This is a genomic window from Blastomonas fulva, assembly GCF_003431825.1.
Classification (GTDB): domain Bacteria; phylum Pseudomonadota; class Alphaproteobacteria; order Sphingomonadales; family Sphingomonadaceae; genus Blastomonas; species Blastomonas fulva.
The window spans coordinates 1,507,153-1,529,377 of the sequence record NZ_CP020083.1 but is presented as its reverse complement, the minus strand read 5'-3'; the positions used below and the strand labels follow the sequence as shown (position 1 = coordinate 1,529,377).

Sequence of the window (22,225 nt, the reverse complement as noted above, 5' to 3'; positions counted from 1 at the left end):
TTTGGGCCGGGGCGGAACATTTCCGTGGCTGAGGGTTTTCTGTCTTCTGGAGCTTCACGGGCTTTGGGGTCGCACCGAAGGCTTAGGGGGATAATGACAACTATGGACTCCCCGACAACAGAGCCGCTGCTGATGCAGCCGGTCGGCGCGTTCGATTTCAGCTCGGACATCATCATCGGGCTGGCCGAGGACGGGACCATCCGCGCCTGGAACGCCGCTGCCGCCGATTCGCTGGGATACTCGCCGGCGGATATCATCGGCCAACCGGTGACCGAGGTGCTGCCCGAGCTTGATGCGGCCTCATTGCGCGCATGCCTCGAGCGAGGAATCGCCAACGGCACGGGCGGTTGCGACATGGTCGCGCATCATCGCAACGGCGTTCCCACCAGCCTGAGCCTCAGCATTTCCCCCGCTTCGACCCAAGGTGATGGCTCGGACGGATTCTGGATCGTCGCCAAGGACATGTCGCGCAAGCTGCGGATGCGCAACATCCAGCAGCCGCTCATCGATTGCGCTCGGCTGGTGGGCGAGCCTTTCCTGGAAAAGGCGGTGGAGGTGCTCGCCGGCGCGCTGAGGGTGCGATGGGTGACGATCGCCGAGATCGACCCCGACAACCCCGTCACCGCGCGCACCGTCCGCTTCTGGGCGGACGGCAGCCTGCAGCCCAGCACCGATTACGCCCTGCGCGGAACGCCTTGCGAAGATGTCGCGCAGAACCGGATCTGCTTCGTGCGATCGGACGCGATAGCGCAGTATCCCGATGACCACATGCTGGTGGAGATGGGCGTGGAGAGCTATCTCGGCGTCCCGCTGCATTCGAGCACCGGCAAGCTGATCGGCCTGCTGTCGGTGATGCACGATGCCCCGATCGACGAGCATATCCAGCCCGCACTAATCCTCGAACTGTTCGCCGGTCGCTCCGCCGCCGAACTCGAACGGCTCAAATCCTCCTCCAGCGTCGAGCGGCTGGGGCGGATTGTCGAGGATGCGGTCAGCGAGGCGTTCCTGTTCGATGCGGACACGCTCAACTTCATCCTGGTCAACCGCGGCGCACGGGACAATCTGGGCTATTCGATGGAAGAGCTCCGGTCGCTGACCCCGATCGACATCAAGCCGATGATCGATGCGGACACCTTCCGCGCGCTGATCGCACCGCTGCTCGCGGGCGAACAGCAGATGCTGACCTTCGAGACGGTGCACCGCCGCAAGGATGGCACCGACTACAACGTCGCGGTCCGCCTGCAATTGCTGGTCGATCAGCAGCAGCGGCTGTTCTACGCCGCGATCGAGGACATCACCGAACGCGACCGCACGATGCGCGAGCTGCAAAGCGTCACCAACCGCCTCAACACCGTGCTGGGCAACACATCAATGGCGGTGTTCCTAATGGATGACCAGCAGCAGTGCGTTTACCTCAACGATGCGGCCGAGCGACTGACAGGCTACCGCTTCGCCGAAATCGAAGGCCGCATTCTCCACGATGTCATCCACCACACCCGGCCCAGCGGGCAGCCATTTCCGTTGGCCGAATGTGCGATCGACCGGGCATTGCCCGAGGTTAATCAGGTGCAGGGCGAAGAAGTGTTCGTCCACAAGGATGGCAGCTTCTACCCGGTCTCCTATTCCGCCAGCCCCATCCAGGACGGCTCGGGCATTGCCATCGGGACCGTTCTGGAGGTCAAGAACATCACCGCCGAGCTAGAGGCGCGGATGGCGCGCGAGAATTTCAACGCCGAGCTCAAGGCACAGGTTGAAAAGGCGCTGGCCGAGCGCGATGCCGCCGAGGCGCAACTGCGCCATGCCCAGAAGATGGAAGCGGTGGGCAAGCTGACCGGCGGTGTCGCGCACGACTTCAACAATCTGCTACAGATCATCGGCGGCAGCCTGGAGCTGCTCGGCCGCGATGTCGCGGGCAACGAGCGCGCGCGCCAGCGGCTTGACCTGGCGCTGTCGGGCGTGGCGCGGGGCACGAGGCTGGCGCAGCAGTTGCTCGCCTTCAGCCGCAAGCAGCCGCTGGCGCCCAAGCCGGTCAACCTGCCGCGCCTGGTCGGCAATCTGGAAGACATGCTGCGCCGCGCACTGGGTGAACACATCGGCCTCAAGACCACCGCCGAGACCGGATTGTGGGATTGCTTCGTCGACGATGGCCAGCTGGAAAACGCGATCCTGAACCTGGCGATCAACGCGCGCGATGCGATGCCCGGCGGCGGACTGTTCACCATAGAGATGGCCAATGCCGCAGTGGACAACCTGTTCGCCTGCAAATACCCGGACATGCAGGCGGGCGACTATGTCATGGTCTCGGTAACCGACACCGGCAGCGGAATGCCGCCCGATGTGCGCGACCGGATCTTCGAGCCGTTCTTCACCACCAAGGAGGTGGGCAAGGGCACAGGGCTCGGCCTCAGCATGGTCTATGGCCTGATCAAGCAATCGGGCGGGCATGTCACGGTGTACAGCGAACCGGGAATCGGCACGACCTTCCGCATCTATCTGCCGCGATCAACCACCCCCGACACCGCAGCGCTTGAGCGGCGTTCCGACACCATATCGGGCGGCAGCGAGACGATCCTGGTGGTCGAGGACGATGACGATGTCCGCACCACCGTCACCGCATTGCTGGGCGAGCTGGGCTATACCACCCTCACCGCGCGCGATGCCGCCGCTGGCCTCGCCATCGTCGAGAGCGGCACCGCGCTCGACATGCTGTTCAGCGATGTCGTGATGCCGGGACCGGTGCAGAGCCACGAGCTTGCCAAGCGTGCGGTGCAGCTGATCCCGCAACTCGCGGTGCTGTTCACCTCGGGCTATACCGAAAAGGGCATCGTCCATGGCGGCACTTTGGAAGCAGGCGTCAGGCTGCTGAGCAAGCCCTACACCCGCGAGATGCTGGCGCGCAAAGTGCGCGAGGCGCTCGACGCGCGCGCAACGGCCTGAGCCTTACCAGTAGCGCGCGCTGGCGATGGCTGCGCCCTGCGCCAGCGCCGCGAGCTTGGCCCAGACGATCTCGGGATCGAGGCTGTTGCTGCCGGCATGGACCGAAAAGCCGCAGTCCACGCCCGCCATCACCCGCTCGCGCCCAAGCAGATCGGCATAGCGGCCGATGCGCTGCGCGATGAGCTCGGGGTGCTCAATATAGGGGCTCTGCGGTTCGACCATTCCGGGGCACAGGATCTTGCCTTCGGGGAGAGGATGCTGCTCGAAAAAGGCGAACTCATGCGCGTGGCGCGGGTTCGCGCCCTCGATCAGCACGGTCTGCGGCTTGGCGGTCCAGACGATATCGGCAATCTCGTCCAGCGCTACGTCGCAATGGTGTGGACCCGGATAGTTGCCCCAGCACAGGTGCATCCGCAATTGCTCCGCCGGGATGTTCTGCACCGCGTGGTTGAGCGCCGCGATGTTCATGCCGATCCGCTTGCGGAAGTCCTCGAGGCTCAGGTGCGTGAACTGCACGTGGCGGCCCATCGCGAGGTCCGGACAATCGACCTGCAAAGTGATCCCGGCAGCGGCAATCGTCTCGTATTCGTGCCGCAGTCCCTCGGCGAGCGCGAAGACATACTCCTCGTCGCTGGCATAGTATTGGTTGGGGAAGAACAGGGCGGTCACCCCTGGCGAGGCCGCCGACATGAAGGTGGCGTGGCCGTTTGCGAGCCGCTTCAGCCGCTCGGCATCGATCCGCGGGGCTTCCATGTCGATCACGGTGATCGGCGCGGTGCACGCCGGGGCCGACCTTTTGGCGCGGCCCGTGTTGCCGAAAACCTGCGCCTTTGCGCCGGGGAAGGCTTCGAGATCGGCGAATTCATACTGCCCCGCCTCGCCGCCGAAGCCCGAGAGCCGGTGCTTGATATAGGTCGCATAGCTGGGCTTGGACTGCTCGCCATCGTTGACGATGCTCACCCCCGCCTCGATCTGGCGCTTGATGACATAGGCGGTCGCATGCTCGACCGCGGCATCGAAGTCCGCCTCGGACACCTGCTCCCCGCCCTCGCGCGCGAAGACCATATCGAGCAGGGCCTCGGGCCGCGGCAGGCTGCCGACATGGGTGGTGAGAAAACTTTCAGGCGCGGCCATCGGTGGGATACTCCATTGCAAGGTCAGTCGTTCACGGCATCGGGCACCGGCATCAGCGGCCGGGCAAGAAAGGCGCACAGCGCGGCGTTGTATTCCAGCCCGTGCGAGAGGTTGCACAGATGGCCTGCGCCGCGCACGAAGCGCGCCTGGCCCAGCGGCGCACTGCGCGCCAGCGCCTGGGTCACGGTGCGCCGCCAGGGGGTGTCGGCATCACCGGTGATCGCCAGCACCGGCACGGAGAGCGCGGCCATGCTATCCAGCCGCGCCGAAGGTCCTGCGGGACCTGCGAGCAGGTCGCTGCCGTCATAATCGGCGAGCATGGCGGCGCCGATGTCCGCCGCCTCGCCCGTCAGGCCCGCCATCAGCGGATGATCGGCCCAGTGCCGCTTCATCTCGGCGAGCCGCCCGGCCCGCACCATGTCGGCATAATCGGCGAGCGGTATGGTGTCCGATGCGTTCGAATGATCGGGGATTCCGGCCAGCGAGATGCCCTGCAGCACCAGGGTGGCGATGCGGTCGCGGTGCGCGATCGCATACGCGATCGCGGTCGCGCCCGCCTGAGACATGCCCACCAGATGGAAGCTTGCCAGCTGCAGACGGTCGGCCAGCCGGGCCAGATCCTCGACTTCGCGCGCGCGGCAGGGCGGCAGGGCCGACTGGCCGAACCCCCGCCGGTCGATCGCGATCAGCGTGAACCGGTCGGCCAGCGCGCGCGCCTGCAGCGTCCACATCCGCCGGTCGAGCGTCCAGCCGTGCAGCAGAACGACCGCAGGCCCGCGCCCGATCGTCTCGACCGCCAGCCGGCCGTCACCGACATCGAGCCAGAACGTCTCTCCGCCCAGCACGGCGGCAGGCGGGATCATCGCAAATGCGTCGCCCAGCCTGCCAACCGGGCCAGCCATCAATCAGGCCGCTTCGACGCTGCGGAAGGTATTGTTGTTGCTGTGGTCGCCCGCCAGCCAGCGTGCGAGCTCGGTCCGCGCCTTGGCGCGCACATCGGCCTCGATCGCCAGCGCCTCGGGCGCATCGCAGGTGAACTCGATGATCATGCCGTTGGGGTCCTTGACATAGACCGAGCGGCAATAGCCGTGCTCAAGGATGTAGGTCTGCGGCTCGACGATGCCGGCAGCAGCAATGCGCCGCTCGAGCTCGATCTGCGCATCCTGATCGACATGCAGCGCGATGTGATGGAACGGCGATTCGGGGATCGGCGGGCTGAATTCGGCCTGGTCGTCCTCGTTGGCGAACTGGAAGAAGGCGAGCGCGCTGCCATCCTTCATCGCGAAAAAGCAATGGCAATAGGTCCGCTCCTTGCCGAACAGCTCGTCCATCTCGCAATAGGTCGCGACCAGAGGAAATCCCAGCACGTCCTCGTAGAACGCGCGTGTCGCCTCGAGATCGCGGGTGGTATAGGCAGTGTGGTGCAAACGGTTGACCAATACGCTCATCGCATCCTCCTCAATATCTCTCACGCCGCCGGCAGGCCGTGGTCAGGCCGCCAGCTTCAGCGTGATGCGGGCGACATGCTCGCCCTGGAAGCGCGCGCCTGCAAGCTCGTTTTCGGACGGCATGCGCGATCCGTCGCCGCCTGCGATCGTGCTCGCGCCATAAGGCGTGCCGCCGCTGATCTCGGTCATGATGGTGTTGCCGGCAAAGCTGTAGGGCAGGCCGATGACGATCATGCCATGGTGGAGCAACGTGGTGTGGAACGAGGTGATCGTGGTCTCCTGCCCGCCATGCTGGCTGGCGGTGGAGACAAAGACGCTGCCCGGCTTGCCGATCAGCGCGCCCTTGGCCCACAGCCCGCCGGTCTGGTCGAGGAAGTTGCGCATCTGCGCGGCCATGTTGCCGAAACGGGTGGGCGTGCCGAAGATGATGCCGTCATAATCGGCAAGCTCATCCGGGCTGGCGAACGCAGCTGCCTGATCGATCTTCATGTGCGCGGCCGCAGCAACCTCGTCCGACACCAGTTCGGGCACGCGCTTGACCACTGCCTCGCAGCCCGCAACCGCATTGACGCCATCAGCGACGGCACCCGCCATCACCTCGGTGTGACCATAGCCCGAATAATAGAGGATGAGGATGCGTGCCACTGGTGGTTTCCCGTTATCGTGAGGATCAGAACTTGTAGAGCGCCTCGAGTCCGAAGACGCGCGGGCGGCCCTTGAACACGAAGCCGCCGGGCGAGAACTCGGCATTGTAGCGCTTGTTGAACAGGTTGTCGGCAAAGCCTGTCAGCGACCAGGCGCCGCCATCCAATGTCAGCCGCGCGTTGACGAGGTCCACCGGCCGCCGCACGGTCGAGTTGGGCACATCGAACCAGGTCTTGCCGGTGCGGTTGTAATCCACCCGGATACGGCCCTTGAGATCGCTGTCGCCCAGGTTGCTCTCGTACTGGGTGCCCAGGTTGATCGTGTAGCGCGAGATGAACGGGGCTTCGTTGCCGATCACGGTGGGGTCGGGGAATTCCTTGATCTCGCTGTAGGTGACGCCGAGGCCGAAGTTGATGTCCAGCCCGCGCGCGGGACGCAGCGTGCCATCGATCTCGAAGCCCTGCAGCTGCACCTCGGGAACATTGCCCAGGTTCTGCGTCGAGTTGGCGGCGAGGAAGACGAAGAAATAGCCGTTTTCGGACTTGGTGGTGTAGGCGCTGGCGTTGAGCGTCAGCATCCGGTCGAACAAAGTGGTCTTGACGCCGATCTCGAAGGTGTCGGCGACCTCGGCCTCATAGATGTCCGCGACACCCACCACGCCGGTGCCCGCCGCCACTGCACCGACGCCGGTCTGGTTGAACCCGCCCGAGCGGAAGCCTCGGCTGTAGCCGCCATAGATCGTCACGTTGTCGACCGGCTTGTAGGTCAGCGTGATCTTGGGCTGCCATTCGTCAAAGGTCTCGCGGCGCACTTCGCCGGTGCGACCGGTGGGGAAGCCCGGGACCACCGGGATGAACGCGGTCGGGGTCAAAGTCCGGTTGCGACGCTTGTCGCGGTCATAACGCAGCGAGGCATCGACGCGGAAGGCTTCGGAGAATTCATAGCCGACATTGGCGTAGAGCGCCCAGGCGAAATTGCTCTGCGAATCCGCCAGGAAGGTCGCCTGCGGATTGAGCGGATTGGTGCTGGGGGTGCGGAACACCGGGAACACGCCCGCGCCGGTATCGACCATGTTGCCGGTCGAGATATAGCGGTTGGTGTCGATGAAATAGCCGCCCACCGACCAATTGAACTTCTGCCCGTCCGCCGACTGGATGCGCAGATCCTGGCTGATCGCCTCGACATCGAGGAACTGGCTCTGGTTGAGATCGAAGCCGAAGATCGCGAAGAAAAGCGATTCCTGGATCGGAAGGAAGTTGAACGCGTCGCCGGTCAGGATTTCGGACAGCGTGTCGTACGAAGTGACCGAGGTGATCGATCCCCAGTCGGCCTTGTAGTCGATCTTGGCAGACACGTTGTAGATGTCGCGGTCGTTCTGCCCGGCATTGTTGACCCGCACCGGCAGGCTGGTGTCGTTCACATCGGCAACGATGTTGTAGTACAGCGCCTGGGTGCGCAGCAGCGACATCGAGGCGCGCAGATCGACGGTCAGCTGATCGGTCGGGGTCCACAGCAACTTGCCGCGCAGCGAGATGTCCTCGAGCGGATCGGCATCCTCGCCCAGGAAGGTGTTGGGGATATAGCCGTTGGTGTCGCGGTACGATCCCGAAAGCCGGAACTTGAGCGTGTCGCTGATCGGGCCTGAAACGCCTGCGCGCAGCGTGTAGCCGAAGCCGTTGTCGATCCCAGCGAACACCCGGCCCTCGAACTGGTCGCTGGGCTGCTTGGTGTTGATGATGATCGCGCCGCCGATCGCGTTGCGTCCGTACAGGCCGCCCTGCGGACCTTTGAGGATTTCGATCTGCTCGATATCGAACAATTCCTGACTGAACTGGGCAGCATTGACCTGCTGCACTCCGTCAACCACCACGGCGACCGAGGGCTCGGAATTGCGGTTCTGGGTGATCCCGCGGATGATGACGAACGCGTTGCCCGCGTTCTGCGTCTCGATCAGCTGGACGTTCGAGGTCAGCCCGATGAAGTCCGCGGCCTTGTCGATCCCGGCATTCTCGATCGTCTCGGCGTTGAACGCGGTGATCGCGGCGGGGGTGTCCTGAAGATTGGTGTCGCGGCGCAGCGCGGTGACGACGATCTCGCCTTCATCGTCAGCCGGGGCAGCCTGGCCTTGCGCCAGGGCAGGCGTTGCACATGCCAGCGCCAGCGCCGACGTCGATCCTGCCAGAAGCAGCCTGTTCCACAATCCGGACATATCCACCAGTACCCCTCATCCTGTGATGTCCCGCCACGGTCGCTGCCGCGGCCCTTGAGGGCTCTGCGCGCGGGTTACGATTTGAGGTAAATTGTTCGTATTACGAAGTCAAGTTCGATATGCGAAGTTTCCTGCCACTGTGCGAAGCAGGCAACACCAGGCCGCCCGCCCCGCCGGGGCAGCCTCTTGCGTCCATCGATTTTCAGAAGATCAGTTGTGCTGCAGCGAGTGCATCAGGGTCGGCCAGCGCTGCAGCGCGTTGCCGATTTCGGCCGAGGCCTCGCGCAGCATCGGCAGCCGGGTGCGGACCAGTTCGTCCTGCGAGATGCGCGTGGTCGAGGTCGAGCAGTTGATCGAGGCGATCGCCTTGCGATTGGCATCGAACACCGGCACCGCGACCGAGACGATGCCATAATCGAGCTCGTCGAGCGCCGAATCATAGCCGGTCTCGCGCGCGCCCTGCAGCCGCTGCTCCAACGCCGCGTGGCTGGTCACGGTCCGCTCGGTGAACCGCTGGAGATCGACCGCGGCCATGTATTGCGCGATCACCGCTTCGGACTGGAACGCCAGCAGCACCTTGCCCAGCGACGTCGCATGCACGGGAAAGCGCGTGCCGACATTCGCGCCCAGCCGGATCCGGCGGTTGGTCGAGACGTGCGCGACATAGAGGATATCAGTGCCCGACAGCACCGCCATCGACGCGCTGTCGCCGGTATCGTCGCGCAATTTCTGCAGCGGCGGCAGGATCACCTGCTCGACATTCATCGAGGAGAGATACGCGGTACCGAACGACAGCACCTCGGGCCGCAGCAGGAACTTGCGCCCGAATTGTGCGACATAGCCCAGTTGCACCAAGGTGTTGAGGCAGCGCCGCGCCACTGCCGGGCTCAAGCCGGTGACCTGCGCGACTTCGCTCAGCTGCATTTCGGGATGCGTCGCATCGAACGCGCGCAGCACCTTGAGCCCGCGTTCGAGGGTCGAGAGATACTCGCTGTCTTTGCCGGGCTTTGCCGCGTCTTCCATCGCTCCACCGCTAGCCTGTGCCAGGGGTACAGGCAAGGCGGTGCTGTCGATGGGGGTCAGCAGGCTCACTCGGCCGCAGCGGACGTATCGGCCAGCCCCAGCACCTCTTCATTGTGCTGACCCAGCACCGGCGGCGCGGTAACCGAAGTCGCGCGCTCGCCATCGAAGCTCACCGGCGAGCGGATGGTGCGGAAGCGGCCATGCGGGCCATCGGGATCCTCGACCGTCAGGCCCAGATGCTGCGCCTGAGGGGTCTCGACAACTTCGGGCGCGGAATAGACCGGCGAATGCGGCACTTCGAGCTGCTCGAGCGTCGCGCACCATTCGGCGCGGCTGCGCGCGGCGAACAGCGGGGCGAGAAAGGCTGCGACCTTTCCGTAATTGGCAATCCGCGCATCGCGGCTGGCGAATTCGGGCCGCTGCAGCATGTCGGGCTGGCCGACAGCGGTTGCCAGATTCTCCCAGAACTTGGGCGGTGACGACATGTGCAGAGCCAGCCAGTCGCCGCCGGCGCACTGGAAGACATAGGATTGCGATACATTGGGCCGGCTGTACGGGCCCATGACCTCGCCTTCCGAGAAATAGTGCGTGAAATCGTCGAGGTTGAAATGCGCCATCGCCTCGAACATCGAGACCTCGACCAGGCGCCCCTTGCCCGTGCTTTCCCGCTCGTGCAGCGCCGCGAGCACGCCATAAGCGCCGTAGAAGCCGGTGATCGCATCGGCGAGCGCCGGGCCGACGACGCGGGGATTCTCGGGGTTGACCAGCAGGCGCAGAAAGCCGCTGGCTGCTTGCGCGACGGTGTCGAAGGCGGGGCGGTCGCGATCGGGACCGGTCGCGCCGAAGCCCGAGATCGACAGATAGATCAGCCGGGGATTGATGCCGCGCAGCCGTTCGGGGTCGACATTGAGCTTGTCGGCGACGCCGGGTCGGAAATTCTGGATGAAGACATCGGCGCTAGCGATCAGCCGGTCGAACGCCTCGAGATCGGCACCGCCGCGGGTATCGAGCGTGATCGAGCGCTTGTTGCGGTTGTAGGTCTGAAAATGGGGGCTGTAGAGCCCGCCGCGAAACGCGCGGAACGGATCGCCGCCATCGGGCCGCTCGACCTTGATGACATCCGCACCCATGTCGGCGAGCATCATGCCAGCGGCGGGCCCGGTGATGAACGTGCCCATTTCGAGCACGGTGACATTGGCAAGCGGCTTGGCCATATTGACTTCTCCCTGACACCCACCCATAGAAAATTCGATATACGAAATCAACTTCGTAAATCGAATTTATCTAACCCGGGGCCCCGGCCCGGCAGCAGAGCAACGCAAAGGACTCTTTTCATGCGCATCGGCAAGCAGGACGCTCCCTTCACCGCCATCTGCACATCGGATGCCAGCAGCATCACCGTGCGTGGGCGCGATCTGTGCGACGACATCATCGGCAAGATGGACTTCACCAGCTATTTCTGGCTGCTGGTAACGGGCGGCGAACCGACCGATGTGCAGAAGCTGTTCGCCAACGCCGTGCTGGCGGCGATCGCCGAACACGGGCTGGTGCCCAGCGTGGTCGCTGCGCGGATGACTTACGCCGCCGCGCCCGAAGCGTTTCACGGTGCGGTCGCTTCAGGCCTGCTGGGCTGCGGATCGGTGGTGCTGGGCAGCGCGGAGGTTGCCGGGCGCTTCTATGCCGATCTGGTGGCCAAGGTGCGCAGCGGCGAGGGAACGCCGGCCGAGATCGCATCGGATGGCGTCCGCACGCTGCGTGCGACCAGACAGGCGATCCCCGGCTTCGGCCACCCGCAGCACTCCGCGGGCGATCCGCGTGCGCTGCTGCTGCTGAAGATGGCCGAGGAGCACGGCATCGTCGGCGAGCATATCGGCATGTTGTATGCGCTGCGCGATTGCCTTCCCGAGACGCTGGGGCGTCCGCTGCCGATCAACGTCAACGGCGCGATCCCTGCGGTGATGCTCGATGTCGGCTTTCCGGTCGGAGCCTTGAAGGGCATCTCGCTGCTCGCGCGCACCGCAAGCCTGATCGGGCATCTGCACGAGGAAATCGACCGGCCGATCGGCTTCATCATGTCCGGCGCAGCGGCCGCAGCGATCGATTATGACGGCCCGGAAAGCACAGCCTCTTCCGAAGGCTGATCAGTCACCGCGTGCAGGCGTCGAGCCCGTCGCGCTGGACGATCCGGATGCGCCGCGCGATGTTGTTGCCATAGCGCCGCACAAAGCCGCTCGGGCTCTTGACCGACCGCTTCTTGGGGAGCGGCAGCGCTGCGGCCATGCGCGCGGCCTCGTCGCGGCTGAGCGAGCCTGCGCCCTTGCCGAAATAGCGCTGCGCGCCCGCCTCGACCCCATAGGTGCCGATGCCTGTCTCGGCGACGTTAAGATAGACCTCCATGATCCGGCGCTTGCCCCAGATCGTCTCGATCAGCACCGTGAACCAGGCTTCCAGCCCCTTGCGGAAGAAGCCGCCATTCTGCCAGAGGAACACGTTCTTTGCGGTCTGCTGGCTGATCGTCGATCCGCCGCGGATGCGGCCGCCCTGCGCGTTGCGTCGCACGGCGGCCTCGATCGCCTCGCGGTCGAACCCGCTATGGGTGCAGAACTTGCCGTCCTCCGCCGCGATCGCGGCTGCCACCATGTTGCGGTCGATCCGCTCGATCGGAGTCCAGTCGCGGGTCGCGCCATTGCTGTCGGTCAGCATGGTGATCGTGGTCGGCGGCGGCACGAACCGGTAGATCACCACCATCAGCAGCGATAAGGCGACAAAGCCGAAGATCAGCTTGAACACCAGTGCGATCAGCCGGGCCAGAAACCCGCGTTTGCGTGCGGCCATGATGCGGTGCTCAGCGCCTGGTTTGCCATTTGACGATATCGCCGGGCTTGATCCCCAGCTGTGCTGCGCGGCCGCCGGCAAGCTCCAGCACCGCAGCGACCGGTCCCTGCGAGCTCACCGCATCGAGCGAATAGGGCGTGGTGTTGGCCGCGATGCTCTCGATGCTGCCATCGGCACGCACGAAGATGATGTCGAGCGGGATCACGGTGTTCTTCATCCAGAAGCTGGCGGGCTTGAGGGTGGGGAACGGGAAGATCATCCCCGCATCTGGCGCGAGTTCGGTGCGGAACATGAGCCCTTGCGCCTGTTCCTGCGAGGTGCCTGCGACCTCGACCGTGAAGGTGTGGCGCTTGCCCTTGCTATCAATGGTCAACGGTACGAGCTGCAGCCCGGCGGGCGACAGCGTGCCGGCGTCTGCGGCTGGCCGCTGCGCGATCGCATCGCTGGGGGCGGTGGCGTTGCAGGCGACCAGTGCGAGTGTCGCAATCGTCGTGGCGCACCATTTCATGACCATCATTCTCTCCCGAAGTCCTCTTCCAGCCCCGCAATCTCTTCCATGCTATCGGCGAAAACGATGCGCCGGGCGAGTGCAAAATCATGCCCCGCCCGGATAAATGCCTGCAGCTGCTTGCGGCGTTTGTCCGGATCGGCGGGCTGGTCGGCAAAGGCGCCGACCCGCTTGCGCCTGGCGAAGGCCAGCGCGGCGCTCACCGCCTGGTCCCTGCCCGCGCTGCGCATTTCGTCGCGATCGGGCTCCTTGACGCCTGCCGCCTGCAGCGCCTGCTCCACCCGCCGCGCGCCATAGCCCCGGCGCAGCAGCGCCCCGCCCTTCATCGCGGCATAGGCAGCATCGTCGACATAGCCCAGTTCCGCGCACCGGTCGGCCAGCGCCACCAGATCGGGCGGGGTATCGCCATCCCAGCCGCGCTCGCGCAGCTTGCGCTCAAGATACTGCACCAGTTTCGCGCGGGTCGAGGCAAAGCGCCCCAGATAATGCAGAGCAAGATCCTTCAGGCTCGTCTCGTTGAGCGGCTTGGGCGGGCGGCGTTCGGCCCGGTCGGATCGCGATCTGGAAAACATGCGCCTTTTTTGTGCCACAGTCGGGCCGAAATTAGAACGCCTGTCGTCGGCTAGAGCGGCGGCTGGAGTATTTTGGGGATGGACCTGCGCGCGCCGCGCCCTGTTCATCGCCGAGCCATTGAACACGGGGCAGACCGCACACGATCTGCCCATCATGCGTGAGATGCCGGACAACAGGCACCGCGCACAGGAAAGCAACGGGTTAAAACGCATGACTGATTTGCAGCCGACACCGACCGCCGATACTCTGGCGCGACGCTTTGCCGATTTCTCGACACTGGGCGAAGCGCTCGATTATGCGGCGGGCGGAACACGCGGCTTCAACTTCCACGATCCGCGCGGCACCCTGGTGCGGCCCTATCCGTTCAGCGAGCTGCGCAGCGATGCGCGGGCGCATGCCCGGCGGCTGATCGCGCGCGGCGTGGTGCCGGGCGATCGCATCGCCATCGTCGCCGAAACCAGCGCGGAGTTTGCCGCCTTGTTCTTCGGCTCGGTCTATGCCGGTGCCTGGCCGGTGCCGCTGCCTTTGCCGACCAGCTTCGGCGGCAAGGAAAGCTATGTCGAGCAGCTGGGCGTGCAATTGCGCTCCAGCGACCCCAAGTTCCTGTTCTATCCGGCCGAACTTGCCGAGATGGGCGGCGAGGCGGCCCAGCGCTGCGGCGTTGCGGGGATCGACTGGGAAGGCTTTACCACTGACGCCGTCACGGATGTCGCGCTGCCGCAGGCAAGCTCGAACGATATCTGCTATCTGCAATATTCCAGCGGATCGACCCGCTTCCCGCACGGCGTTGCGGTCACCCATGCCGCGCTGCTGAGCAATCTGGCGGCGCACGCGCACGGCATGCACATCGCGCAAAGCGACCGCTGCATCTCGTGGCTGCCCTGGTATCACGACATGGGGCTGGTCGGCTGCATGCTCTCGATGGTCGCCAACCAGGTCTCGACCGATTACCTCAAGACCGAGGATTTCGCGCGGCGTCCCCTCGCCTGGCTCGATCTGATCAGCCGCAACCCCGGCACCTCGTGCAGCTATTCCCCGACCTTCGGCTATGACATCTGCGCGCGTCGCATCGGTAGCCAGTCGCGGGTCGAGGAACGCTTCGACCTGTCGCGCTGGCGGCTGGCGGGCAACGGCGCGGACATGATCCGCCCCGATGTGATGCAGAGCTTCGTCAACGCGTTCGCGCCAGCAGGCTTCAAGGCCAGCGCGTTCCTGCCCAGCTATGGCCTCGCCGAAGCGACGCTTGCGGTCACGCTGATGCCGCCGGGCGAAGGCATCGTCGTCGATCTGGTCGAGGAACAGCGCCTGTCGGGCGCGCCGGTCGATGCGAGCAAGCCCAAGCGCTACCGCTCGATCGTCAATTGCGGCAAGGCCTGCCGCGGCATGTCGATCGAGATCCGCAATCCCGATGGCGTGGTGCTGGCAGATCGCGAGATCGGCAAGGTTTGGACCGCAGGCCCCTCGATCATGCACAGCTATTTCCGCGATCCCGAGGCGACCGAAGCGTGCCTGATCGACGGCTGGCTCGACACCGGCGACATGGGCTACATGGTCGACGGCTATCTCTATATCGTCGGCCGCGCCAAGGACATGATCATCATCAACGGCAAGAACCACTGGCCGCAGGACATCGAATGGGCGGTGGAGCAGCTGCCCGGCTTCAAGTCGGGCGACATTGCCGCGTTCTCGATCACCACGCCCGCCGGCGAAGAGGCGCCCGCGGTGCTGGTGCAGTGCCGCACCACCGACGAAGGCGAACGCCGCCGCCTGCGCGACGAGATCCGCGAAAAGGTGCGCTCGATCACCGGCATGAACTGCGTGATCGAGCTGGTGCCGCCGCGCACGTTGCCGCGCACCTCCTCGGGCAAATTGAGCCGCGCCAAGGCGCGCAACCTCTACCTCTCGGGCGAAATCCAGCCCTACGAACTGGCGGCCTGACCGCCGGTCCCACAGCCCGGCCCGGGCTGCACGGGTTTACCGCCGGTGCCCGCGGGCCTATAGGTCTGGCCATGCCCGAGCCCCAGTCTCCGATGCGCCGCGTCGCGCCCGAGCCGGATTCTCCGCTCGCGCGGCACCGCGCCTGGGCGAGCGGGCTTATCGTTGCGCTGTTCGTCGCGCTTGCCAGCGCCTTGCTGCCCGGCGCGCTGCCCGCAAGCCAGATAGTGGGCTCGGCGTTCAACCCGGCCACGACCCAGGTTGCGCTCAACCGCGATGAAAACGAGCAGGCCTTTGCCAGCGCCGCGCAAGAGGCCCGCCAGCGGCCGGCGCTGACCGGCGGCGATGGGCTGGCAACGCTTCCGCCGACACCATTCGGCCCGCTGCCTCGACTGCATTTCGCACCGGCAGACCCCGCGTTCGACCTGTCACAGGCGGCGATGCCTGCCTTTGTCCGTGCAGGATCCGGCCCGCGCGCGCCTCCTGCGCTCAGCTGACCCCAGGCGCTTCCCGCTTCTGAACGACGAACCCCCGCGACACTGTTCCAGCGGTTCGGGCGCCTGCGCGTCCCGCGCGGGGTGGCGCGCGCCTTTCGCATTTTCACGACATTTTCATCCCGAAAGACACGACATGATCGATCAACAACCCGTGCCCGCTCTGCCCGGCACCCCCGACGAGCAGGACGACACCGCCCGCAAGCAGCGGGTCAAGGCGCTGTTCAGACGCTACCCCGACATCACCAGCGAGGAGCGGCGCGCGCTGACGGACTATCTGAAATCGGGCCCACTGCTTGAGATCGGCCTGCTCAAGGGCGACGAGACCATCCGCTACAAGATCGCGGCGTTCGAGCAGGAGCAGGCAAAGGCGCTATCGCATGCTCCCAAGGAAATCGCCGTGCTGCTGGTGATCTTCGTGCTGCTAGCGGTGGTGTGCTCCGCATTGTGGGACATGGGCGCCTGAAGGATATGCGGGGTGCGCGCCCTTTGAGGTGCGCACCCCGCAGCCCCTGTGACGCCTGCGCCAAAGCACCTGGAGCGCTTGTGGAACCGGTTGCGCCACCAGCTGTTGGATGTGGCGCAAAATTGATGATCAAACCGGAGGAAACATGTTAGCTGTCAATCCGTGACATCGATTGCGCCGCCCGACCGCAGCCCGCCCCCCGGTTGGACCGAGTCCGACCGGCTGGCTGCGCTGTTGCGATACGGCATTCTCGACACGCCGCGCGAGCCCGAGTTTGAGGACATAGTCCGGCTGGCCAGCGATGTGTTCGACGCCCCCATTTCAGTGGTCAACCTGATCGCGTCGGACCGGCAATGGTTCAAGGCGGAGATCGGTATCGGCGCGCGCGAACTGCCGCTGGATGTCTCGATCTGCGCGCATGCGCTGCTGCAGGACGACATGTTCATTGTCCCCGACACGCTGCTCGATTCGCGCTTCGACAGCAATCCGCTGGTTCAGGCCGAAGGCGGCCTGCGCTTTTATGCGGGCGCGCTCCTCAGGACCGAGGAAGGCCTGCCGCTGGGTACGGTGTGCGTGCTCGACAGTAAGCCGAGACCCGAGGGCATCACCGCGCGGCAGAGGCTGACGCTTGAGGTGCTGGCGCGGCAGGTGATGACGCAGCTGGATCTGCGCCGTGCGATCGTCCAGCGCGACGAGCGCTCGGCCGTTCTGGAAGCGGAAATCGCCAGCCGGATTGCCGCCGAAACCGCGCGCACCGCCAGCGAGGAGCATTATCGGCACCTGTTCAATGCCGTCGATGCCGGCATCTCCGTGCTCCAGATGCGCTATGACGCTGATGGTCGCGCCGCCGATTATCGCTTTGTCGAGGTCAACCGGGCATTTTCCACCCATACCGGCCTGAGCGACGTCGAAGACCGGTGGGTTCGCGATGCGTTGCCCGGTGTCGAACAGTACTGGCTGGATCTGTACGGAGAGGTCGACCTGACCGGGCAGTCCAGGCGGGTGCAGCACATCGCCAGCGCGCTGGACAACAGGTGGTTCGATGTCCACGCCTTCCGCATCGGCGATCCTGCCGATCATCACGTCGCTGCGCTGTTCACGGATATCACGGACCGACGCCGTTCCGAGCAGGAACTGCACGAGCTGAACGAGACGCTCGAACAGCGGATTGCCGAGGCCATCGCAGAACGCGAGGTGACCGCCGAGGCGTTGCGCCAAGCGCAGAAGATGGAGGCGATTGGCCAGCTGACCGGCGGGCTGGCGCACGATTTCAACAACATGCTGACCGGGGTGATCGGCAGCATCGACCTGATCCGCCGCTTCCTTGAATCGGGCCGGATGGATCAGGTCCATCGCTATCTCGAGGCAGCGGAGACTTCGGCGCAGCGCGCCGCAGCGCTGACCGCGCGGCTGCTGGCCTTCGGGCGGCGCCAATCGCTCGATATCCGCCCCACCGACGTCAACCAGCTGGTGCGCGGGATGGAAGACTTTCTGCGGCGGACGCTGGGGGAGCAGGTGAGCCTCGCGGTGGCGCTCGTCCCGGGCCTGCCGCCTGCCAGCACCGATGCCAACCAGCTCGAAAATGCGCTGCTCAACCTGTGTATCAACGCGCGCGATGCGATGCCCGATGGCGGACACCTGACCATCGAGACGACCACGATGCAGCTGGATCCCGGCTTTGCCCAGACCGGCGAGGACCTGCAGCCGGGCGACTATGTCGTGCTCAGCGTCTCCGACAACGGCCAGGGGATGAGCGCGGAGACCATCACCAAGGTATTCGAACCGTTCTTCACCACCAAGCCGATCGGCCAGGGTACCGGGCTGGGGCTGTCGATGATCTACGGCTTCCTCAAGCAATCGGGCGGCCATGTGCGCATCTACAGCGAGCTGGGCGTGGGCACGAGCGTCAAGCTGTTCGTGCCGTGCAGCGACGCGCCGGTCGTCGTCGCAGAGCCGCGGGTCGCCTCGATGCCTGTGGGTGCGGGCGAGACCGTGCTGGTGGTCGAGGACGACGCCGCCGTGCGCATGGTCATCGTCAACGTGCTCGACGAGCTGGGCTATACCGCCTGCGAGGCGGAGCACGCCGAGGAAGCGTTCGCCATCCTGCAGACCAGCCGCCAGATCGACCTGATGATCTCCGATGTCGGGCTGCCCGGATTGAACGGGCGCCAGCTTGCCGAAATTGCCCGCCAGACCCGGCCCGGGCTCAAGGTGCTGTTCGTCACCGGCTATGCCCAGGGCGCAGCGGTGCGCAGCGGCTTCCTCGACCATGGCATGGACATGCTGACCAAGCCGTTCCAGATTGACACGCTCGCGATCAAGGTGCGGCAGATGCTCACGCCGTGATGCGCAACAGCTGCGGTATTCCGCTTGCGCTGGCTTACTGTATTGATATATTAACACAGTAACACTTATCGCTTGCCTGAAAGGGCAACTCGCCTCATTTTGGGCGAAAAGCGGAAACGGGAGCGCACACGGCATGGCAACGCAAACTGCGATTGCGGACAAGAAACTGACCCTGGAGGCACCCGATCCGGTGCCCGTGGTGACGGCTGCGGAAGCCACCGGCCTGGTGCCGGTGTCCGATGACGTGAAATCGAAGCTCGACGAGAAGGTCGAGGGCTTCATCAGCGATCTGGTGGCGCAGGACGTCAACTCCCCCGAATTCGGCAAGCGTGTCGACCAGATCACCAATATGGGCCGCAAGGAAATCGGCGATGCCGCAGGGCAGTCCAACCGCTTTCTCGACCGCCCGGTCAAGGCGATGGACTCCGACAATTCGGTCGGCGCCAACCTCGCGCAATTGCGCCGCACGGTCGAGGATCTCGACCCGGGCAAGAAGGGCGACCTGTTCACCCGCAAGAAGATCTTCGGCATCATCCCGTTCGGCAACAAGATGCGCGATTACTTCGACAGCTACAAAAGCTCGCAGGGGCACATCCAGTCGATCCTGGGCAGCTTGCAAAGCGGCAAGGACGAGCTGCTGATGGACAACGCCGCGATCGACGTCGAGCGGCAGAATCTGTGGGCGGCAATGGGCAAGCTCGAGCAGATGATCCACGTTTCCAAGACGCTGGATGCCCGGCTGGAGGAAAAGGCCGCCGAGCTCGACATGACCGATCCGGCCAAGGCCAAGGCGATCCGCGAAACCGCCTTGTTCTATGTCCGTCAGCGCACGCAGGACCTGCTGACGCAGATGGCGGTGACGGTGCAGGGCTATCTCGCGCTCGATCTGGTCAAGAAGAACAACGTCGAGCTGGTCAAGGGCGTCGACCGTGCCAGCACCACCACCGTCGCGGCGCTGCGCACGGCCGTCACGGTAGCGCAGGCGCTGGTTGGGCAAAAGCTGGTGCTCGACCAGATCACCGCGCTCAACACCACCACCGCGAACATCATCGATTCCACCGGAACGATGTTGAAAGAACAGACCGCCAAGATCCACGAACAGGCGGCATCGGCGACGATCCCCGTCGAGACGCTGCAGCGCGCGTTCCAGAACATCTACGACACGATGGACAACATCGACACCTTCAAGGTCAAGGCGCTCGACAGCATGAAGACCACGGTCGACACGCTGAGCAAGGAAGTCGAGAAGTCCAAGGGCTATATCGCCCGCGCCGAGGGTGCCAGCCAGGCAGGCTCGGGCGGCGCGTCGTCTGGTCCGTCGCTGCTCAGTTCGCTGGAGGCGTGAGGCAGCGGTCCGCATGAGCAAATCCCTGACCAGCCAGTCCGACCAGATTCTCGCCGACGCCGCAGCGGTCAAGCGCCGGGTGCAGATGGGCCCGTCGATCGGCAGCAAATCGCGCGCGCTCAAGCGCGAGCATCTGTGGAAGAAAATCGCCGCGATCGCTATTTCCATCGGCGTGATCCTGGTCGCCGCAGGCGTGGTCGGCGCGATCATCGACGGCATCGGCTTCTATGGCGTGCTGCTGACCGTGCTCGCCGCAGTTGTTGCCACCGTGGTGCTGGGCAGCGGCATGAAGCTCAAGGTCCCGACGCCCGAGAAGCTTGCCAAGGAACCGCTCAAGGTGCTGGCGGGCAAGACCGAGATCTGGCTCGAAAGCCAGCGCCCGGCGCTGCCCGCGCCTGCGGTCAGCCTGATCGACAATATCGGCGTCCAGCTCGACATGCTCGCGCCGCAGCTGCAGACGCTCGAGGAAAACAGCGAGCCTGCGCGCGAAATCCGCAAGCTGGTGGGCGAGCACCTGCCCGAACTGATCACTGGCTATCGCAAGATCCCCGCGAACATGCGCAAGGAAAAGCGCGGCGAGCGCACCCCCGACGAACAGTTGCTGCATGGCCTTGGGGTCATCGAACGCGAGATCGCCAGCGCGACCCGAACAATTGCCGAGGGCGATGCCGACAAGCTCGCCATTCGCGGGCGGTTTCTCGAGCTGAAGTACGACGGTGTGGCGGACAGCCAGTAGCGATCGTCCTTGCCAGTACTCTACCGTTCGTCACCCCCGCATTTGCGGGAATGACGAGCGCAGCATTGGCGTCACCGACCCGGGCCCGTGAGAATGCCGGCAATCGCCCCTCTCAGCCAGCCGCGCCCAGCCAATCACCGGTCGCTATCCGCTCGAGCCCGTCCACGGACAGGTTCCAGACATAGACCAGTGCGGTTGCAGGTCCGGCTGCCGTCATGACCATCGCAATCTCGCGGCGATAGTCGTGCGGTGGCGGATCGTCGGGGCTGCAGCTTTCGAAAGCGTCGAGCCAGGGCAGGCTGGCGGCGGGATCATGCAGCCGCAGCAGGTCGCCGGTGACCGGGTCGCTGCCCTCCAGCACCAGCGCCGGGTGCCAGCTGACGCGATAGAGCATGCCGCTCAACGTCGCCAGGCCCAGCCAATCGCTCTCGCGCGCCAGCCGCGCCGCATTGGCGTGCGCACTGCCTCGGCGCAGCGTGCCATAGACGAAGATCAGGTCGGGCAGCAGGTCGGGCTGGATCGCAGGCATGATCTGTGCCTATCATGGCTGCGGGAGAACATCGATATGCAGCGCTACACCAGCTTCGCCGAATTCTGGCCCTATTACCTGTCCGAACACAGCCGCCCGCTGACCCGCGCCTGGCATTATGCGGGAACCTCGCTGGTCGTGCTGCTGGGGCTGGCGGCGCTGCTCACCGGCAACTGGCTGCTGTTCGCTGCGATGCCGCTGGCGGGCTATTTCTTTGCCTGGGTCAGCCACTGGCGGATCGAGCGCAACCGGCCGGCCACCTTCACCTATCCGCTCTGGTCGCTGGCCGCGGATTTCCGGATGTGGGGGCTGTGGCTGACCGGTCGGCTGGGGCCCGAGCTCCGGCGCGCCGGGGTGAGCTGAACGCTGTACCACGGAACCCGCGTGCCATCACCGGCGTAGGCTCATCACCAAGGAGAGCCTTATGACCGATCATCAAGACCCCAAGCCCGCCGCCAACGATCCCGTCGATTGCACCGAGGAAACCGCGCAGCGCGCCGGCGCCAAGCATAGCAGCCTGAATACCGAAGAGCATGACGCCAAGCCCGATGTCGACAAGGACGATATCAGCGAGAAAGATCTGGATGACGCGCTCGACGATTCGATGGATGCGTCGGACCCGCCGTCCTCGATCCAGCCCTGACACCCACCGCCCCTGATGATGCTCAGTCCCTGGGATATCTGACCATCAGGGGCAGCATCGCGAATATCAGCTGCCCCGCCAGCCCGATGGCTCCGGGCAGCGTCGCGAGGCTCGCCAGCCACGCTTGCGATCCCTGGCCCAGCACCAGCGCCAGCCCCCATTCGCACACCATCAACAAGGCAAATCCGGTCAGCCCCATGGCCGTGCGCTGACGTGCGGTGGCGATGCTACTGCGCCGGATGATCGCCCTGGCTCGCAGCAGCATCGCGGCCAGCATCACCGGAATCTCGCACAGTACCGCAGCGAATTCGCCTATAGCCGGAACCAGCATCGGGATCCGGACAAGCGCGAGCGCAAAGCCCAGCGCGAAAGCCTCAGCCCCGTATCTCAGCCCTGCTCTGGTGGCGGGGCCCAGCACC

General features: G+C 65.0%; 22 protein-coding genes. 10 read left to right on the top strand and 12 right to left on the bottom strand.

What is annotated here, in order from left to right; all coding sequences use genetic code 11:
• The first annotated feature begins 102 nt into the window (after positions 1-102).
• Entirely contained in the window at positions 103-2,937 is a 2,835-nt protein-coding gene (locus B5J99_RS07180) for a PAS domain S-box protein (RefSeq protein WP_162892493.1), read from the top strand.
• A gap of 3 nt (positions 2,938-2,940) precedes the next feature.
• On the opposite strand, the gene B5J99_RS07175 is transcribed toward B5J99_RS07180, so the two are convergent.
• From B5J99_RS07175 to B5J99_RS07145, 7 genes are all read right to left on the bottom strand, one after another.
• Positions 2,941-4,071: a cobalamin-independent methionine synthase II family protein gene (locus B5J99_RS07175; RefSeq protein ID WP_117352002.1), complete on the bottom strand. Its 1,131-nt coding sequence runs from the start codon at positions 4,069-4,071 to the stop codon at positions 2,941-2,943.
• A 23-nt stretch (positions 4,072-4,094) separates the two neighbouring features.
• Entirely contained in the window at positions 4,095-4,973 is an 879-nt protein-coding gene (locus tag B5J99_RS07170) for an alpha/beta fold hydrolase (RefSeq protein WP_117352001.1), read from the bottom strand.
• A 3-nt stretch (positions 4,974-4,976) separates the two neighbouring features.
• A complete protein-coding gene (locus tag B5J99_RS07165; protein WP_054136435.1) occupies positions 4,977-5,519 on the bottom strand; it encodes a VOC family protein in 543 nt (180 codons plus the stop codon).
• A 42-nt stretch (positions 5,520-5,561) separates the two neighbouring features.
• Positions 5,562-6,164: an NAD(P)H:quinone oxidoreductase gene (wrbA, locus tag B5J99_RS07160; RefSeq protein WP_117352000.1), complete on the bottom strand. Its 603-nt coding sequence runs from the start codon at positions 6,162-6,164 to the stop codon at positions 5,562-5,564.
• Positions 6,165-6,189: 25 nt separating this feature from the next.
• Complete coding sequence (locus tag B5J99_RS07155; protein ID WP_117351999.1) at positions 6,190-8,373, bottom strand: TonB-dependent receptor; 2,184 nt, start codon at positions 8,371-8,373, stop codon at positions 6,190-6,192.
• 210 nt (positions 8,374-8,583) lie between these two features.
• Positions 8,584-9,396, bottom strand: a complete 813-nt coding sequence (locus B5J99_RS07150; RefSeq protein ID WP_117351998.1) for an IclR family transcriptional regulator — start codon at positions 9,394-9,396, stop codon at positions 8,584-8,586.
• Between the two features lie 65 nt (positions 9,397-9,461).
• Complete coding sequence (locus B5J99_RS07145; protein WP_117351997.1) at positions 9,462-10,610, bottom strand: CaiB/BaiF CoA transferase family protein; 1,149 nt, start codon at positions 10,608-10,610, stop codon at positions 9,462-9,464.
• A gap of 120 nt (positions 10,611-10,730) precedes the next feature.
• Here B5J99_RS07145 and B5J99_RS07140 point away from each other — a divergent pair, with 120 nt between their 5' ends.
• Complete coding sequence (locus tag B5J99_RS07140) at positions 10,731-11,537, top strand: citryl-CoA lyase (RefSeq protein WP_117351996.1); 807 nt, start codon at positions 10,731-10,733, stop codon at positions 11,535-11,537.
• Between the two features lie 4 nt (positions 11,538-11,541).
• Here B5J99_RS07140 and mtgA read toward each other — a convergent pair whose 3' ends face one another.
• Genes mtgA through B5J99_RS07125 form a run of 3 tightly spaced genes read right to left on the bottom strand, consistent with a single transcriptional unit; the run spans position 11,542 to position 13,311 of the window.
• Complete coding sequence (gene mtgA, locus B5J99_RS07135) at positions 11,542-12,231, bottom strand: monofunctional biosynthetic peptidoglycan transglycosylase (protein WP_054136441.1); 690 nt, start codon at positions 12,229-12,231, stop codon at positions 11,542-11,544.
• Positions 12,232-12,241: 10 nt separating this feature from the next.
• Positions 12,242-12,748 (bottom strand): DUF192 domain-containing protein, encoded by a 507-nt coding sequence (locus tag B5J99_RS07130; protein WP_083231534.1) that lies wholly within the window; start codon positions 12,746-12,748, stop codon positions 12,242-12,244.
• On the bottom strand, positions 12,745-13,311 hold the full coding sequence (locus B5J99_RS07125) for a regulatory protein RecX (RefSeq protein WP_117351995.1): 567 nt from the start codon (positions 13,309-13,311) through the stop codon (positions 12,745-12,747). Before B5J99_RS07125 ends, B5J99_RS07130 begins: the two co-directional genes overlap by 4 nt.
• A 211-nt stretch (positions 13,312-13,522) precedes the next feature.
• Here B5J99_RS07125 and B5J99_RS07120 point away from each other — a divergent pair, with 211 nt between their 5' ends.
• The 6 genes from B5J99_RS07120 to B5J99_RS07095 all read left to right on the top strand — a co-directional run bounded on the left by B5J99_RS07120 (position 13,523) and on the right by B5J99_RS07095 (position 20,634).
• Positions 13,523-15,250 (top strand): fatty acyl-AMP ligase, encoded by a 1,728-nt coding sequence (locus B5J99_RS07120; RefSeq protein WP_117353394.1) that lies wholly within the window; start codon positions 13,523-13,525, stop codon positions 15,248-15,250.
• 71 nt (positions 15,251-15,321) lie between these two features.
• The gene (locus tag B5J99_RS07115) at positions 15,322-15,744 is read left to right on the top strand and encodes a hypothetical protein (protein WP_162892492.1); all 423 of its coding nucleotides are present in this window, start codon (positions 15,322-15,324) and stop codon (positions 15,742-15,744) included.
• A gap of 133 nt (positions 15,745-15,877) precedes the next feature.
• Positions 15,878-16,207 carry a hypothetical protein gene (locus B5J99_RS07110; RefSeq protein WP_117351993.1) on the top strand — a complete coding sequence of 110 codons (330 nt, stop codon included), beginning with the start codon at positions 15,878-15,880 and terminating at the stop codon, positions 16,205-16,207.
• Positions 16,208-16,369: 162 nt separating this feature from the next.
• Positions 16,370-18,553 carry a response regulator gene (locus B5J99_RS07105; protein ID WP_162892491.1) on the top strand — a complete coding sequence of 728 codons (2,184 nt, stop codon included), beginning with the start codon at positions 16,370-16,372 and terminating at the stop codon, positions 18,551-18,553.
• Positions 18,554-18,686: 133 nt separating this feature from the next.
• Positions 18,687-19,898 carry a toxic anion resistance protein gene (locus B5J99_RS07100; protein WP_117351992.1) on the top strand — a complete coding sequence of 404 codons (1,212 nt, stop codon included), beginning with the start codon at positions 18,687-18,689 and terminating at the stop codon, positions 19,896-19,898.
• Between the two features lie 13 nt (positions 19,899-19,911).
• Positions 19,912-20,634 carry a hypothetical protein gene (locus tag B5J99_RS07095; protein WP_117351991.1) on the top strand — a complete coding sequence of 241 codons (723 nt, stop codon included), beginning with the start codon at positions 19,912-19,914 and terminating at the stop codon, positions 20,632-20,634.
• 112 nt (positions 20,635-20,746) lie between these two features.
• On the opposite strand, the gene B5J99_RS07090 is transcribed toward B5J99_RS07095, so the two are convergent.
• Positions 20,747-21,163 (bottom strand): gamma-glutamylcyclotransferase family protein, encoded by a 417-nt coding sequence (locus B5J99_RS07090; protein ID WP_054136447.1) that lies wholly within the window; start codon positions 21,161-21,163, stop codon positions 20,747-20,749.
• A 36-nt stretch (positions 21,164-21,199) separates the two neighbouring features.
• On the opposite strand from B5J99_RS07090, the gene B5J99_RS07085 reads away from it, so the two are divergent.
• Both B5J99_RS07085 and B5J99_RS07080 read left to right on the top strand, forming a co-directional pair.
• Positions 21,200-21,526: an Mpo1-like protein gene (locus tag B5J99_RS07085; protein WP_054136448.1), complete on the top strand. Its 327-nt coding sequence runs from the start codon at positions 21,200-21,202 to the stop codon at positions 21,524-21,526.
• A 61-nt stretch (positions 21,527-21,587) separates the two neighbouring features.
• On the top strand, positions 21,588-21,806 hold the full coding sequence (locus B5J99_RS07080) for a hypothetical protein (protein ID WP_117351990.1): 219 nt from the start codon (positions 21,588-21,590) through the stop codon (positions 21,804-21,806).
• 22 nt (positions 21,807-21,828) lie between these two features.
• Here the strand turns inward: B5J99_RS07080 and B5J99_RS07075 are convergent, their stop codons facing one another.
• A complete protein-coding gene (locus B5J99_RS07075) occupies positions 21,829-22,224 on the bottom strand; it encodes a hypothetical protein (protein ID WP_117351989.1) in 396 nt (131 codons plus the stop codon).
• Position 22,225: the final 1 nt, after the last annotated feature.